We start from the raw sequence: 15,946 nt of genomic DNA, 5'->3' as shown, positions 1-15,946 counted from the left end.
AACAAATGGAGCTATTTAAGGCCGTTGGGTGGCTGAGTCGGGATGATTATTGCTCAGCAGAGCCTATTAGAAAACTTGCCCCAAACCCTATATATGGGTGTTTTCAAATTTCGGGATACAAGATAATGCGGTTTGCCGATGAATGCAAGTGAAGAAGTTCACGCTAAAGCTGTGGATAAATTGTGGGTATAGTAGGAAGTTGGTATGCACTAACTTCTCGGCCCTTTGACTGGCGGGTGAGGGGGATTTTTTTCCACTCAAAGTTGGTTTTAGAATAAATTTTTATGACAAGGTAGCTGCTTATTAAGCCGGCGATAATTCGCTGGCATGAGTGCCGCATTAGGTGGGTATAAACACCATTGAAGAAGCGCTGACATGGTACAATATTGGCTTATGTAGCGAGCTAAAGTTCGCCTCTATCGCGGTAATCGGTCTACTCCCCCATGATTGTTCTCAGCTTATTGCCTATATTGGCGCCGGTGTTTATTGCCACGGGTATTGGTTTTATTTGGGCCCGAATGGGCAAAGACTTCCCCTCTGACTTTATTGGTCGGCTGGTGATTAACATTGGCACTCCCTGCCTGATAATAGCTTCTATGGCACAAACCGATGTGCAGTTAGCCAGTATTTATCGCGTGGCTCTGGCGGCAATCGGTGTGTTTTTAATAACAGGTATCGGATTTGCGTCACTGCTAAAGCTCAGCGGTCAGTCGATTCGCACCTATCTGCCCCCGACGGTGCTGCCTAATAACGGCAATATGGGCCTGCCGGTCTGCTTGTTTGCCTTTGGTGAACAGGGGTTGGCGCTGGCATTGGGTTATTTTTTAGTCATGATGATGTTTACCTTTACTGCGGGGATTGCCATGGTAGCCGGTGGCGGTCGATGGCAAGAGCTCGCCATCTCGGTGGCCCGCCAGCCCGTCTTGTGGGCGATGGTGATCGCGGTGGGGGTATTGTTGTCCGATTGGACGTTACCGCTGTGGTTGGCTAATACCCTCGATTTGTTAGGTGGCTTTACCATCCCATTAATGATGATAACTCTCGGAGTGTCTTTGGCGCGATTAAAAGTCACTCGCTGGTATCGCAGCGTGCTATTTAGTGTGATGCGCTTAGCCGGTGGTTTATTAGCCGGTTGGTTGATGTGTTTGGCTCTGGGGTTAACCGGGGTTGAGCGCGGCGTGGTGTTGCTGCAATCGGCCATGCCAGTGGCTGTGTTTAGCTACTTATTGACGCTGCGTTACAATCGTGATCACCAAGAGGTGGCCGCAATTGTTGTCACCTCTACAATTTTGGCTTTTATTGGGATGCCGGTACTGCTGTGGGCCGTGCTCTAAACACCAGTTCAAGGCTTTAGGCTCTTGCCCAAGACTTGCGCTTACTATACGCTTGGCGCGGCATTAAATAGACGGAGATAAGCATGGCCGGTGTGCGTGAAATCATATTAACTTTTAGTTGTCAGGACAGCTTAGGCTTAGTGGCCCGAGTGGCCGGTGTATTCGCTGAACGCGGTTTTAATATTACCGAGTCGTCCCAGTTTGAGGATACCTCAGCCAAACGATTTTTTATGCGCACCGTTTTTGATTGCCCGCCTGAAATTACCATGGCCGATGTGGAAGCGCTGTTTCAGCCAGTGGCGGATGACTACCAAATGGATTGGCAGATCAGCGATACTGCATGCAAGCCTAAGGTGCTGATTGCCGTATCCCAGTGGGGCCACTGTTTAAGTAATCTATTGAATAGTTGGAAGGTGGGTTCGCTGCCCATTGATATTGTCGGCGTTGTGTCGAATCACGAAGTGATGCGACCATTGACCGAGTGGTACGAGTTGCCGTTTCATTACCTGCCGGTTAACGCCGAGACTAAACCTGAACAAGAGGCTGCGATTTGGTCATTGATGCAATCAACAGAAGCCGACTGTTTAGTGTTAGCGCGCTATATGCAAATTCTCTCCGACGATCTTTGTCAAAAGCTTTCCGGGCGTGCTATTAATATTCACCACTCCTTCCTGCCTGGTTTTAAAGGTGCCAAGCCCTACCATCAAGCGTATGAGCGCGGTGTTAAATTGATTGGTGCCACGGCGCACTTTGTCACCGCAGATCTCGACGAGGGGCCAATTATCGAACAGGCCGTTGAGCGTGTCTCGCATGTTAATTCGCCCGAGCAAATGGCGGAGATAGGTCGCGATATCGAAGCGGTGGTCCTTAACCGAGCGCTGCGCTGGCATGCCGAGCACCGGGTATTGCTCAATGGCACTAAGACGGTGGTGTTTTCTCGCTAAACTCGTCAAAACGCTGGTAAAAAATTCGAAGGGCTTGCCTGATTATAGTGCAAGCCCTTTTTTTTGCCCCGATTTAAAGCGGTATATTTTGTAGGGTTTGAGTTAACCCCTTATTTTAATGTCGATTTTTCTGCCAGAGAGATTGGCTTAAATTCTGCTATGTGAAAGTTATGTCCAATATAAGCAAACCGCTATGACGGTTTGCACCGCAAAGAGAATCCATGATGTTACAAAGTGAACGTATGCAGCTGTCCAGCGCTGAGAGGCGATGGCTAGGTTGGTGGGGCGGTAACGGCAAATTGAGCTTAAGTTGGTCCTGTTGGGTTAACCGCAGTCGCTATGCTCTGATGGAGCAGGCGTTTGAAAGTATTGCCAATACACGTATTCGAATTATGCATCAGTGGGTAGAGTCCCAGTGGCGGCACATGCAAGGTGTAGCGGCCCGGTTTGAGCAGGCGGATACCGAGCTGGCGGTGCTCTTGCCACGCCAACGACAGCGCATGAAAGACTGCTCAGAGCTTTTTGTCGTTAGTGCCGAAGGTGAGGTATTGGCCTCGACCTTTGCCGAGCATGTTGGTCAGCGCGATGTCGATAAAAAAGCGTTAGGTCATGGTTTAACGGATATATTTTTGCACGGACCCTACGTCGACCGTCTAACCGAGCGTATTGGCCCATCCAGTTCGAAATTTCACGATGCAGTGACGTTAATGTTTTACTTGCCCATTACGCTGGACTCGGGTGAGACGGCTTGTCTTTGTGCCCGCTACCCTAATGACGTACTGAGCGATCTTATACAGCGTGAAGCTGGGCATATTTTTACCGAGTCGGGCGATAACTACCTATTTATGGTGGAGTCGAAGTTTGATAAACGCATCGCCTCAGGCACCGCCTTATCGCGCTCGCGTTTTGAAGATGACACCTTCTCTCATGGTGAAAACCTCAAATCGGGTATTCACACAGGCTTTGGTGTGGTTAAAGTTCGAGAGCACACTGAGTTTGAAATTCACTTTACCGATCCGGCCACCGGCCAACTCCATCCCGGTGTACGCGAAACCATTAAAAACGGCAATAATCTCTATGTGACCTACCCAGGTTACTCAGATTATCGTCATATACCGGTGATTGGTAAAGGAGTGACCTTTAGTTTAAAGGGGTCACCGGATACTTGGGGGATGATGTGTGAAGCGGATCTAGAAGAGGTGTACCGCTTTCGCTCGGTAACCTACACCATGATGCGGCTCTACATACTGGCGGTGGCACTCGCATTTACTGGCAACAGCTTACTGCATGCTTACACCAGCCTACCTTTGTGGCAGATTAATATCGCCACCGGCGCATTGCTGTTAATAACCGGCCAAATCTTTAAAGCGAGTGGACCGCGGCGCCTGGCAAGGCGAATCGGCAAGATGACCGAGATGATTCACACCATCGCCGAAGGTGGCGGCAACTTGCGCCAGCGCCTCGACACAAGACGTTTGGCGGCGGATGAGACCGGCGATCTGGGGCGCTGGACCAATAGCTTTATCGATAATTTAGATACGATAGTTGGAGAGGTCATTGGGGCTGCGCAAGATGTCAAAAGCAATAGCGATCAAATGCTCGATCGCAATGAAGAGGCGCACCACACAACACAAACCGTATCCGACTCTATTACTCAGATGCTGCAGTTGATTGAAAGTCAGGTCGGTGAAATCAGTAACGCCAGCACCACCGCTGACCAAATGAAACGTACAATGGACGATGTGGTAGCGGCTGCGCGAGGACAGCTGTCGGCCGTGCAAACCGGCACACAATCCATTCGTGACGTGGTCGATAATTCAGCCAAAACCATTCAAAGTCTCAGCGTGCAAACCACAGAAATTGCGAGCATGGTCAGTATGATAGGTGGGATTACAGAGCAGACCAACTTGTTGGCGCTCAACGCTGCGATTGAAGCTGCGCGCGCGGGCGAACACGGGCGGGGATTCTCAGTGGTGGCCGATGAGGTGCGTTCATTAGCGGCAAGAACCGCGAACGTGGCCGATGAAATCAGTCAGAAAATATTATCAATACAGACAGAATCGCAAACAGCGGCCAATTATATGGAGACCAGTGTCGAAGAGGTTGATCGCGGCTTGCGACTGGCCGAAGCGTCGTCATCAGATAATACCGAGCTGCATGAAATTGTTGCCAATATGTTTAATGCAATTCAGCACATTGAGCATACCAGTCGACAAAGTGGCGATAGAGTTCGGGAAGTGGCAAGTTCCAGTGATGCAATGTCACAAGTGTATCGGGTGCTTAGAGGTAGCTCTGATCGGTTACAAAATACGGCAGTCACACTGCATCAATTAGTGGATTCTTTTCAGGTGACCGCACGTTAGAGTACAGCCGGTCATAACGTTGATACACCGTTATGACCGGCTGAGTTTATTTAATGGGTAGCGGTCTGTGAGTTGCGAACCCAGTCGGCAATGGATTGGTCTTCCAGCATATCGGCGGTTGCCAACTCAATTTGGTTCATTAAGCGGTTAACCTCGGTATGTCTTTGCAGTGAAGATGGCAGGTCGGTCTCCTGAGTTCTAACGGCCAAAATCAGCTCTTGTAAAGTAATATGATCCAGTGAACGCGCCGGCACCAGCTGGTTGGCCGCGGGCCCAGCATGAATAACGATATTGTGTTTGAGTAATTTGGCAATAATGCGTTGGATAACGTCTGGCCCTACGGAAAGGCCGGATTCCATGGCGGTAATAGATACACCACCTCCGTCGCGATCAAACTGTTGGGCCACATCAAACATAATGGCCAAGCCTGTCATTTCATCAATTCGTGCGGCCGGAGGATTAACTCGCGAACGCGTAATTTGTTGGGCGTGCTGCGAGTAAAAGGCCACAGAGGCACCAATCAGCAATATCAGCCAAGCTAAATATAACCAAATCAACAACAAAATGCCCACCGCAAAACCGGAATAAATAGCGGTATAGTTGCCAGAATTAGAAACGAAAAGCGTAAAACCAAATATAGAGGTCTGCCAAATAAAACCTGCCACCAGGCCGCCTAAAAAGGCGTGGCGCAGTTTGACTTTGGTGTTAGGTATAAAAGTATAAAGAAAGGTGAATAAGCCAATAATAATAAGGTAGGGCGTAAGTTTGGTGGCTACGCTAAACAACCAGCCCAGCGGCGCAAAGCTAATTACCTGCTGCACGGCGGCACTGTTTACCAAAGCTGCGGTGGCCCCCATGGCGGAAAATACCAGCAGAGGGCCAATCATAATAACGCTCAAATAACTGGCAAAGCGTTGAGCCAGCGAGCGACTTTCGCTAACGCGCCAAATCTCATTGAACGAGCGCTCGATTTTCTGAATCAGAGACACCACGGTAAAGATTAATAAGCCGAGGCCTACCGAGCCTAGTACACCGACCTTGATGTTATCGACAAAGCCTAGAATATTGTCCACCACCTCTGGGCCGCGTTCACCTAGAGGTGTGGCCAGTACATTCTGCAAGACCGGTTCTAACTGATTGTGAACACCAAAGCCTTTTAACACCGAAAAACTCAACGCCAAAAAAGGCACTAATGACAGCAAAGTGGTGTACACCAGACTCATGGCGTGCAGAGTGATATAGCCACGAGCAAGATCGCGTATTACCGCCACCAGTACGCGTGATAAGTGCCAGAAGCGTTGATGAGGTTTAGAGCGGTGAGCGGTTTCGACTTGCCATAGCCACTTATCCAGCCTTTTAAAGGCTACCTCCAAGCGGCTGCCGACAGGTTCCGCGGGGTTCTGTTCGGTTTGATTGCTCATTGGTTGTATTCCATCATTTATAAAATTATAGGCAGCCGTTAGTAGGCAACGAGACTGTGAAACACCCGTTAAACAGGTTATCCAGCATTATCGTCGTCTGTAGTAGACTGCTTTTCTTTGGGCTCAGGGATGAGACTTAAAATGGTGCAGCTCGCGCTGTTTTTTAACGGCGTCTCATCGCTAAAAGGCTTTACTTTGCCTTTGTCGGTTATCGCGAATAAAAAGATTGCACTGGTATCTTGTTGGCGTAAATCATCGAGCCCAAAGGTCTCAGAGAGTTTGGTCGCTTTTATTTCGGCCCCAGTGTGCACCATGCTGGCCAATTTGGCGTAGGTCATATCATTGCGAAACAGTGCAGAGCCTTTAAGTTGAGCGGCTACCTGATGCTTTTCTGTTTTATCAGTATCACCGCTGGTACGAATGGTAAAAACATGCGAGTCACCAAACTCATTGCGAAAGTGCATGCTGGCAATAACGTTGAGTTCTTTCAGCGGTGACATGGCCATCAGATTGCCAATACCTGTTAAATCCAGTCGGTCGCCGGCAAATTCTGATACTGGGTTGCCGTAGAATGTTTTTAACCCAGCCATGCGCGCTGCGCGAATATTTTCCCAATTAGAGTCACTGACAATAACCGCTAACGACTGTTGTTTTAACGCGAGAGCAATCTTGCGAGCGACCGAGTTGGCCCCCAAAATAAGCACGCCACGGGGTTCGGGTTCGACAATGCCCAATATTCTCGCCAGGGGGCGGGCGGTAGCGCTTTGAAAAATCACCGTACCGAGAATTACCGCAAAGGTAAGAGGTACCAACACTTCAGCATCGGTAAAACCCTGGTCGGTTAAGCGCAGGGCAAACAGGGCGGATACCGCTGCGGCCACAATGCCACGTGGGGCAATCCAGCTGAGCAGTATGCGTTCGCGAAAGCCGATATTTGAGCCAAGGGTGGCCAAAAGCACCGAAATGGGCCGGGCCACAAATTGAATGACAACCAGCAGCAACAGGGGGCCTAGGGCAATAATACCGAGCAACTGTTGGGTGGGTAAGCGGGCGGCCAGAATAATAAACAGCCCAGAAATAAACAGAATCGTTAAGTTTTCTTTAAAATTTAATATATTGTGAATATGAACCCCGCGCATATTGCCCAGCCACATACCCATCACGGTAACCCCCAGCAGACCAGACTCATGGGCCAGGTGGTTACAAAAAGCAAAAACCATAAACAAGATGCTTAAGGTGGCCAGATTTTGCAGGTATTCGGGCAGTCGTCGCCCCGCCAGAATTTTGCCTAATGCGTAACCGGCAGCGGCGCCGATGGATAGACCCACGACAATAATTTCGGTAAAGAGCAGTAGGCTTTGGCTAAAAGCCGCGCCTTGGGTTTGCGAGACAATAAATTCATAGACCACAACCACCAGCAAAGCGCCGATTGGATCAATTATAATGCCTTCCCAACGCAGAATATTGGCTACTCTTTCCGAGGGGCGCACACTGCGAAGTAAGGGGGTAACAACCGTGGGACCAGTAACCACCATCAGTGCACCAAACAGAATAGATATTTCCCAGCTGAGATCGAATAGAAAATGAGTGGTAACGGCGACAATCAGCCAGGTGACCGGGGCCGCCACGGTGATCATTCGGCGTACGACGGCGGAGATATGCCCCAGTTCATTGAAATTTAATGTCAGACTGCCCTCAAACAGAATAACCGCCACCGCCAATGAGACCAATGGGAACAATAAATCACCAAATAACTCGTCGGGTGATAACAACCCGCTTATCGGGCCCAGAGCAAGGCCGGCCAGCAGTAAAAAGAGAATGGCAGGCAGACGGGCAAGCCAGGCACTCCACTGACAAAATAAGGCGGTGATACCAATGACGGCTATCGCCAGAGCAGTTTCGTGCATACATCATCCTTAGCAATTTATTCAGATTCGATCGCTACTCATCTTAGCCGATAGGGTCTAAAATGGCGAAAAGCAAAGTGCGAACACCCATAATAATTATAGGTGTTCTGGGTTGTGTTCAACGGCGCTAAGCGCTATGACTTCACTATCCACAGTAATTCCCCGTGAACTCTTAGGGTAAGAGGGCTTAAATTATGACTGACCGCGACAGCTTTTGTAATAACTTTCCGATCACGGCTGAAATAAACGTGCAGTGGGGCGAAATGGATGCCTTTGGCCATGTTAATAATGTGATTTATTTACGCTACTTTGAAACCGCGCGCATTGCTTACTTGCGCCATGTGGCCGCCACCGGTGTGCTGGATATGACTCGGGTGCTACCGGTTTTGTCTGAAACCCAGTGTCGCTACCTGCGGCCGGTGCGTTTTCCCGACACATTACTGGTGGGGTGCACCGTGACCGAGGTGCACGAGCATGGGATTACTCAAGATTACGAAATATTCAGTACCGAGCAAGGCAAGGTGGTGTCTACCGGTATCGCTAAAATTGTACTGCTCGATAAACAATCGCAACGCAAAGCGCTGGTAGCCCCTGAGTTGCACGAGCAGATTAAACTTATCGAGGCGATGGAGTAGATTTTGGCCCACCTTTTAATGAAAACCGCGGGTGCCACCCCGGAGGAAGTTGACGGCTTTGTGGAAGCACTGGAGCAAGCGGGTATCTCTTGCTATGTCACACAATCAGGTCGATGGAGAATTGGGGTAGATGCACTCTGGTTGAGCGATAAAGCCGATATCGAACGAGCCCATGCTGTGGGCGCTGAGTATCAGGCGCGTTTTGCCCAGCAGTCGCGAGCGCAGTATCGGGCGATGCGCGCTCGCGGTGAGCCGGTTAATTTTGCCGCGCATGCTGCGCAGCACCCCTTAAAGACAATGGCCGGTGTATTGGCCATTGTCTTTATTCTGGGAGTGTCCTTAGTGCCGTTTATCCGCGGCGTATAAGTTTACGGCCGAGACTGCCGAGTGCGAGTAGAGCCAGTAAACGTAAGCCAAAGCTGCCACCGCCACCGCTTGAGTCGCCATCGTTACCGCTGTCGGCAGTGGCTGTTGTAGGGGGTGGGTTTAGTCCGGCGGCCGTATCCGTTGCCGCGTCTAAGACCATAATGTTTTGAATGAGTACGATGTTTTCTTCGGTGGCGAGAATTCCATCGTTCATATCCTCTTGCGAATAATCACGAAGCGGGACATCTTCGAAGGCAATTGAATTCCAAAATATACTGGGGCTAAAGTCTGCAGTGGGCAGGTCGGCAATTGCCTCCACTATGGCCATCCCATTGCCCGTTACCTCGCCAAACACGGTAAAGCCACCGGTATTAGTATCCAAACTGGTATTGTCTGTTAAGTTGATGAACCACTGGTTGGTGGCACCATCAGGTTGAAAGCTTGGTTTTGCCATGGCAATAGTACCGCGCACATTGGCAAACACCGGCTCATTGACGACCGGCTCGTTGGTGGCAATCGCACTCACACTGTCGTTGTCTAAGTCAAAGGAAAAGCCGCCCCCCTGCACCACAAAACTGGGCACCGAGCGATGCATAAAGGTGTTCTCATAAGCGCCCGAGTCGACATACTCTAAAAAATTGGCGACGGTTTCGGGGGTATCTTGATCGTATAAGTTGACTTCAAAATCACCCATCACGGTTTGAAATTGCACGGTGGTGGCGAGCGCTGCACTGGCACACAGGTAAAGAGTGGCGCTGCTAAGCGCTTTAACGGCAAGCGACATAATGATCCTCACAAAACTTAAGATTGGTAGGTAGGGATACCTAAAATACGGTTATTAATGTTGGCGAGAATAACAAAATATATGTGCCAAGTTTGTAATAAAGTGTATAAATGAGCTGATTGTCACTCGTTAGCACCGGCCGGGTTGCTTACAGCCGGTGCTAATGATGCTTGTCTGCTAGGTTTGCGTTAAAGCGACTCTAGCCTGCGACTTTACCCGGCGACTGATCCCGGCTGTTCAGTTTGCGGGTGATGCCTGTGGCCAGAAGGGCCAGTAACATCAACCAGTTGGCGCTGCCGCCACCGCCACTGCTGTTGCCACTGGTAGTGGGGGCGACTGGAGTCGCGGCAATACTGGAGCTGGCGACACTGCTATCGTTAACCGAGCTACCCGAGCTCACGGAGCTACTCATATTGGCGGAGCTACTAGAACTGCTTGAACTCATCAGACTGCTTGAGCTGCTGACGCTGCTAGAGATTACCGAACTGCTAGAACTGCTAGAACTAATAGAACTGCTGGAACTAATAGAACTGATAGCACTGCTCGAACTACTGGAAGAGGAGCTTGCGCTAAAATCCGTACCGCCGGCACCCAGCACCATAATATTTTTAATCAGTACGAGATTGTCTTCGGTTAAGGGTACTTTATCGCGTATGTCGGCAGTGGTTACATTGCGAAGGGGGAGATCTTTAAAAGCACTATTGACAGAGGTGTAGTTGCCAGTTTTTAGCTGGGCAATCTCATCGACAATGGTCATACCTTCGCCGGTTACTTTACCAAACACGGTATAGCCGCTGTCTAAATAGACGTTATTATCGGCTAGATTAATAAACCATTGACTAACGGCACTGTCTGGATCTTCATTCACTGTGGCCATAGCAATCGTGCCGCGAGTATTGGATAAGCCCAGCTCGTTCTTAATGGTACCGTTTGGGGGAACACCTTCGATTTGGCCGTTTTCGATATCAAAAGTAAAACCACCACCCTGAACAATAAAATCATCTAACAAGCGGTGAAAAATAGAATCCGTAAAGGCGCCGGCCTCGACATACTCTAAAAAGTTTGCCGTGGTGATGGGGGTTTCTTCGTCATACAGCTCGACTTCAAAATCCCCCAGTACGGTTTGAAATTGCACGGTAGTGGCGTGGCTGTGCGCGCCAAATCCTAAAAGTACTGCCAAGGTAAAACAACCTAACAGTTTTGATGTATTACTCATGGTATGTAACCTTTTTTAGCTCATTAGAAAATTTAATTAGTAAATATGCATGAGTACTCCGGCAGTAATAAGGTTTGCCGGAGTATTTGCGCGTATAACGTCAAAGTTCGTTCAGGCCTTGTCTTAGCCCTGATAAGCTCCTAATAATACTTGCAGCGGGTGGGGGAGGCGCTGGTCTTGAATGCGCTTAACCTGGCTGCGACAGGAGTAACCGGTGGCGGTAAGCTTGCCCTTATTGGCAGGTTCGGTCACTACCGCCTCCCAACTTTGCGAAAATATTTTTTTCGAGGTGACCAGGTTGGCAGCTTCGTGCCCATAGGTGCCGGCCATGCCGCAGCAGCCGGTGGCCACGACACTCAACTCTTGGCCTAGTGCGCCAAACAGGGTTTGCCAGTCTTTAATAGACGCGGCGGCGTTGGTTTTTTCGGTGCAGTGGGCCAGTAGCTTGTAATCGCTTTTACCAAACAACGGAGTGGCCTCGGTAATATCTTGCGCGGCCAACCACTCTTGTATAAGGGCAACTTTGGGCGCTTTGTCGCCCAACACTTTTTGGTATTCACTGCGATAGGCCAGGGTCATGGAAGGCTCGAGCCCCACCAAGATAATACCGGTATCGGCCAAGGCGTTTAACATCTTGGCGTTATTGTTCGCGGCCTTGGCAAAGGCTTTTAAAAAGCCGTGAACATGCAGCGGCTTGCCGTTGGGTTTAAACGGGGCGAGCATGGGGTTAAAGCCGAGTATTTTTAACAGCTTTAAACTGTCTAGCACCAGATCGGTTTCAAAGTAGCTGGTGAACGCATCCTGCACCACAATAACCGTGTTGGCTTTTTGCTCATCGCTCAGTGTGGCGATGTTCTCGGCACTGGCGTAGCGCACACCCAGCTCGCGCAGGGCGTTATCTAAGCTCACGCCGGTTAGCAGCGGGCTGTCCACCATGCCGGCGACTTTGGCCAGTATTTTTTGCATAAACGCCGGCTTCATTAATCCGTTATAGAGCCAGGGCACGCGCGCCAGGGTAGGCATTAAGTATTCTAGCGAGCCGATAAAATAATCTTTTAATGGTCGCAGGTAGCGCCCATAGTAAAGCTCTAAAAATTTTGACCGAAATTCGGGTACGTCAACTTTAATGGGGCACTGACCCACGCAAGATTTACAGGCTAAGCAGCCTTGCATGGATTCGTTCACCTCGTGGGAGAAATCGTACTCGCCGCGTTTTTTGTTGATGGTGTTTTTAATGCGCGCCGGTAGCGAGGATACAAAGCTGCGCTCGCGGTTGGTTTTTGCCTCTTGCACTGCGTTTACCTTGCGCTCGCTCAATTGCTTTAACCATTCGCGCACCAGTGCCGAGCGGCCCTTGGGTGAGTGAATGCGCTCACGGGTGGCTTTATACGAGGGGCACATGGCATCGTTGGGGTTCCAGTTAAAGCAGGCGCCGTTGCCGTTGCAGTGCATGCCCTCGGCGTAGCCCTCCCACACCTCGACTGCAATTTTACGGTCTTGCTGGCCGCGGATGGTGACCTCGTCAATGCGCAGCAAAGATAAGTCCGCCGTCGGCGTGGCGATTTTGCCGGGGTTAAGCTGGTTGTGTGGATCGAACGCGGCTTTAATGTTTTGCAGTTGCGGGTAGAGCTCGCCAAAAAATTTGGGGGCGTACTCCGAGCGCACACCTTTGCCGTGCTCTCCCCATAGCAAGCCGTGGTACTTTTGCGTTAAGTCGGCCACTTGATCGGAGATTATCCGAATCAGTTTTTCTTGCTCCGGGTCTTTCATGTCGATGGCGGGGCGCACGTGAAGCACACCGGCGTCCACATGGCCAAACATACCGTAGGCCAAATTGTGGCTGTCCAGCAGGGCGCGAAACTCGACAATAAAGTCGGCCAAGTGCTCGGGTGGTACGGCGGTGTCTTCCACAAAGGGAATCGGGCGCGCTTCGCCTTTGGCGTTGCCCAACAGTCCCACGGCTTTTTTGCGCATGCCCCAAATCTTGCCCACCGCGGCGTTACCCATGGCGACGGAGTAACCAATGCGGCCGGTGCTTTCACGCAGCGAGTCGTTCATGGCGTCCAGTGTGTCGGTCAGGCGTTTAATGCCCTCGGCCAATGCCTCATCGCTGTCGGCGGTGTACTCGACTAAGTTAATGCCTTTAATGTCTTCACCTGGCACCGGCGGGAAGAACTCACTCACGCTGTGCCAAACGATATCATTCATGGCCAGGTTCAGGACTTTGGAGTCTACCGTTTCAATCGAGGTGGGGCCGGCTTGCATCAGTTCGGTAGCATCGCGCAGGGCGGCGTTAAAATCGCGGTAGTTAACGTTGACGAGCGCCGAGCATTTGGGGATGGGCAGTAGGTTAAGCTTGGCTTCGGCAATAAAACCCAAGGTGCCCTCGCTGCCGCATAAAATGCTGTTGAGGTTAAACTCGCCGGCGTCGGTGCGAATATGCGCCAGGTCGTAGCCGGTTAGGCAGCGGTTGAGTTTGGGGAATTTCGCGTCGATTAAATCGGCGTGTTCGCGCTGAATATCATCCACCGTACGCACCACTTGGCCGATACGGTCTGCGCGGCTGCGCAGTGCCGCCAGGGCGGTGTCATCCACAGGCGCCGAGTCGCAGACACTGCCATCGAGCAGTACGGTTTTAAGCTCCAACACATGGTCACGGGTTTTGCCGTACAGGCACGAGCCCTGACCGGAGGCATCGGTGTTAATCATACCGCCGATGGTGGCGCGGTTGCTGGTGGAGAGCTCGGGCGCAAAAAACAAACCGTATGGTTTTAACGCAGCGTTTAGTTGGTCTTTGACCACGCCGGTTTGCACCCGCACCCAGCGCTCGGTTTGGTTAATCTCCAGTATCTCGTTCATATGGCGGGAAATATCCACCACCAGCCCGTCGGTGAGCGACTGGCCATTGGTACCGGTGCCGCCGCCGCGCGGGCTGAGCACCACCTGCTTAAACTCATCGCGCTCGCTGAGTTGGGCCAATAGCACTAAGTCATCTACGTGCTTGGGGTAGACCACGCCCTGCGGCAACACCTGATAAATCGAGTTGTCGGTCGCCAGTACCGTGCGATTGGCGTAATCGGGGTTTAAATCACCGGCAAACCCTTGATTTTTAAGGATTTCGATAAATTTCAAATAAACGGTCTGAACCGGTGATGTTTCGCGTATACGGGGGATCATAGGCCATTGGTACTGCTGGAAGAATGAAGGGGCGTATTTTACTGGCTCCCGCGCGTGAGAGCCAGTAAAGCGTGCGAAGGTTAGTTGAGAGTTTATTAGGGGCCGAAGTCGGGATTAACAATGATGTTGGCCTGATACTCAATCGACAGCTCGTTATAGACGTCCGTATGCCCAGCTACCGCTGGACTAAGACCTGTGTCGGCATCGCCAAGGCCAGACCATACTCGATAAGTCAAGGCGGCAAAAACGTCAAAGGTTCCAAATGTAAAGTCGAAGTCACTGTATTGGTTGACATACGGTACAAAGCAGAAATCGGGGTTGGTGGTGGTAAGTGGGGGGATAACCGGATTGCCATCCTGTAAAAGTGTACCGTTTTTGCCCGCATCCAAGGTGAAGCTAGTCATTATAAATACCGGTTGGCTCAGGCCGCGGTAGCTTTGCCCAACTAAACTGACTGGAATGCAGGTGGAGTTTTCAAGGCCGGTGATGTCGATATCGTTGCCCGTAGGCAGGTTATCCCACACAGGGTCAATCGTTAGGTTCAGGCTTTGCGCTGCGGTGGTCAGCCCCTCACTATCGCTTAATGTGATGGCCAGTTGCAGCTCACCCCAGTGGTGTGGATTGAGTTTGAATTCGAGAGCACCGCTTGCACTGATGCCTATGTCACCACCATAGAAAATATCCGCAGCGCTGATGCTGAGGTCGCGGTTGGCATCGGAGCGGGTGCCAGTGGTTACCGCCACGTTAAAGTTAGGTGTTTGGTCGGCATCGCCGGTGCCTAGATGGTAATCACTGACTACATTTGGCATGGAGACTTGTGTGAAATTATCCCCAGCTGGTGGCGAGTCAAAATCAAGGCCGGTTTGTTGTGTGTTTAAGTCTTGTCCGTTGTCTTCCAAGATAGACAAGTTAGTGGTGCTGAGCGTAAAGCTTGGCGTGTCATTTACCGGCGTAATGGTTAATACAAAGTGTTGACTGCTGGTGCTCCCCGCCGAGTCTGTCGCTGTGACAGTAATATTGGTGGTGCCCCAAGCGTTATCCGCCGCGGTAAATGACAGGGTACCGCTGGTGGTAATAGCCGGTTGTACGCTAAACAGGGCTGGTTGGTCAGAGTTGGTGGCAAAGCTGACCGTTTGCGCCGACTCCGACGCCGGGCCTGGCGATATGCCGGTTATCCAGTTGTTGAATAGCTGAGCTCCGGCATCTTCGGCTATTGTTATCGGGAGCCCTAGGGTAAATTCTGGCGGGTAATCGCCACAACTGAGCAGTTCAGTAGACTCGTTAGGGGCAAGCAGGGTGCCGATGGCTCCACTGCCTTGCCATATGTCACTGGGGCAAGGCAGGGAGTATTGGGTGATAGTAATGGTTGCCGAGGTACACTCATTGGTGAGTTGGGGAGGTATGTCACTGTCATAGCCCAGTGTCTGCGTCCCCCCTGAACAGGCCGCACTGCTGTCAGGGATCGCTAAGTCGACGATTGCGCCGATAGGTGGCGTTACCAATAAACCGCTGCTGCCCAGTGCGAATAGGGTGACCCCTAGCCCGAGCATCTTGCGCTGGCGTAGCTTGAGGCTGCTTATCAATAAAACCGCTGCCCCTAATAACCATACTGCAGAGGTGGAAAGTGTGGGTAGTGCATTGGCATTGACTCCCTCAACGGTGACTGAGCCACCCCCCTGGGCCAATATATAAGGCGCCATGGCCGACAAGGCAGCACCAAGTGCGATACGGGTGATCAGAGGCTGACAGGCCATAAATGTACCGTTAGAGCTGTTAAAGTCGCTTGTAATTTTAATTTT

General features: G+C 50.9%; 11 protein-coding genes. 5 read left to right on the top strand and 6 right to left on the bottom strand.

The window, feature by feature from the left end:
• Positions 1-443 precede the first annotated feature (443 nt).
• The 3 genes from Q4563_RS10915 (at position 444) to Q4563_RS10905 (ending at position 4,641) form a co-directional block, all read left to right on the top strand.
• Positions 444-1,334, top strand: coding sequence for an AEC family transporter (locus tag Q4563_RS10915; protein WP_303604520.1), 891 nt, complete (start codon positions 444-446; stop codon positions 1,332-1,334).
• An 83-nt stretch (positions 1,335-1,417) separates the two neighbouring features.
• Entirely contained in the window at positions 1,418-2,278 is an 861-nt protein-coding gene (purU, locus tag Q4563_RS10910) for a formyltetrahydrofolate deformylase (RefSeq protein ID WP_215976283.1), read from the top strand.
• A 221-nt stretch (positions 2,279-2,499) separates the two neighbouring features.
• Positions 2,500-4,641 carry a methyl-accepting chemotaxis protein gene (locus Q4563_RS10905; RefSeq protein ID WP_215976284.1) on the top strand — a complete coding sequence of 714 codons (2,142 nt, stop codon included), beginning with the start codon at positions 2,500-2,502 and terminating at the stop codon, positions 4,639-4,641.
• A 50-nt stretch (positions 4,642-4,691) separates the two neighbouring features.
• Here Q4563_RS10905 and Q4563_RS10900 read toward each other — a convergent pair whose 3' ends face one another.
• Together Q4563_RS10900 and Q4563_RS10895 are read right to left on the bottom strand one after the other, a co-directional pair.
• Positions 4,692-6,062, bottom strand: coding sequence for a YihY/virulence factor BrkB family protein (locus Q4563_RS10900; RefSeq protein ID WP_215976285.1), 1,371 nt, complete (start codon positions 6,060-6,062; stop codon positions 4,692-4,694).
• 77 nt (positions 6,063-6,139) lie between these two features.
• Complete coding sequence (locus Q4563_RS10895) at positions 6,140-7,969, bottom strand: cation:proton antiporter (RefSeq protein WP_303604519.1); 1,830 nt, start codon at positions 7,967-7,969, stop codon at positions 6,140-6,142.
• Between the two features lie 194 nt (positions 7,970-8,163).
• On the opposite strand from Q4563_RS10895, the gene Q4563_RS10890 reads away from it, so the two are divergent.
• Together Q4563_RS10890 and Q4563_RS10885 are read left to right on the top strand one after the other, a co-directional pair.
• Positions 8,164-8,604: an acyl-CoA thioesterase gene (locus tag Q4563_RS10890; RefSeq protein WP_215976287.1), complete on the top strand. Its 441-nt coding sequence runs from the start codon at positions 8,164-8,166 to the stop codon at positions 8,602-8,604.
• 3 nt (positions 8,605-8,607) lie between these two features.
• Positions 8,608-8,970 (top strand): DUF6164 family protein, encoded by a 363-nt coding sequence (locus Q4563_RS10885; protein ID WP_303604518.1) that lies wholly within the window; start codon positions 8,608-8,610, stop codon positions 8,968-8,970.
• Here Q4563_RS10885 and Q4563_RS10880 read toward each other — a convergent pair.
• The 4 genes from Q4563_RS10880 to Q4563_RS10865 all read right to left on the bottom strand — a co-directional run bounded on the left by Q4563_RS10880 (position 8,954) and on the right by Q4563_RS10865 (position 15,901).
• Positions 8,954-9,754, bottom strand: a complete 801-nt coding sequence (locus tag Q4563_RS10880; protein WP_303604517.1) for a peptidylprolyl isomerase — start codon at positions 9,752-9,754, stop codon at positions 8,954-8,956. The two genes, Q4563_RS10885 and Q4563_RS10880, sit on opposite strands and share 17 nt — an antisense overlap.
• A gap of 199 nt (positions 9,755-9,953) precedes the next feature.
• Positions 9,954-10,970 carry a peptidylprolyl isomerase gene (locus Q4563_RS10875; protein ID WP_303604516.1) on the bottom strand — a complete coding sequence of 339 codons (1,017 nt, stop codon included), beginning with the start codon at positions 10,968-10,970 and terminating at the stop codon, positions 9,954-9,956.
• A gap of 123 nt (positions 10,971-11,093) precedes the next feature.
• Positions 11,094-14,147, bottom strand: coding sequence for a D-2-hydroxyglutarate dehydrogenase YdiJ (gene ydiJ, locus Q4563_RS10870; protein WP_303604515.1), 3,054 nt, complete (start codon positions 14,145-14,147; stop codon positions 11,094-11,096).
• Between the two features lie 95 nt (positions 14,148-14,242).
• Positions 14,243-15,901: a hypothetical protein gene (locus Q4563_RS10865; RefSeq protein ID WP_303604514.1), complete on the bottom strand. Its 1,659-nt coding sequence runs from the start codon at positions 15,899-15,901 to the stop codon at positions 14,243-14,245.
• Positions 15,902-15,946 lie beyond the last annotated feature (45 nt).

The organism is Gilvimarinus sp. 1_MG-2023, from assembly GCF_030548285.1.
The sequence above is the reverse complement of the archived record's forward strand: the minus strand, read 5'-3'. Positions and strand labels throughout refer to the sequence as shown.

Coding starts and splice junctions, on each gene's coding strand:
- ydiJ (WP_303604515.1), bottom strand. CDS start 14,147: ATGATCCCCCGTATACGCGAAACATCACCGGTTCAGACCGTTTATTTG.
- Q4563_RS10900 (WP_215976285.1), bottom strand. CDS start 6,062: ATGAGCAATCAAACCGAACAGAACCCCGCGGAACCTGTCGGCAGCCGC.
- Q4563_RS10915 (WP_303604520.1), top strand. CDS start 444: ATGATTGTTCTCAGCTTATTGCCTATATTGGCGCCGGTGTTTATTGCC.
- Q4563_RS10905 (WP_215976284.1), top strand. CDS start 2,500: ATGATGTTACAAAGTGAACGTATGCAGCTGTCCAGCGCTGAGAGGCGA.
- purU (WP_215976283.1), top strand. CDS start 1,418: ATGGCCGGTGTGCGTGAAATCATATTAACTTTTAGTTGTCAGGACAGC.
- Q4563_RS10895 (WP_303604519.1), bottom strand. CDS start 7,969: ATGCACGAAACTGCTCTGGCGATAGCCGTCATTGGTATCACCGCCTTA.
- Q4563_RS10875 (WP_303604516.1), bottom strand. CDS start 10,970: ATGAGTAATACATCAAAACTGTTAGGTTGTTTTACCTTGGCAGTACTT.
- Q4563_RS10880 (WP_303604517.1), bottom strand. CDS start 9,754: ATGTCGCTTGCCGTTAAAGCGCTTAGCAGCGCCACTCTTTACCTGTGT.
- Q4563_RS10865 (WP_303604514.1), bottom strand. CDS start 15,901: ATGGCCTGTCAGCCTCTGATCACCCGTATCGCACTTGGTGCTGCCTTG.
- Q4563_RS10890 (WP_215976287.1), top strand. CDS start 8,164: ATGACTGACCGCGACAGCTTTTGTAATAACTTTCCGATCACGGCTGAA.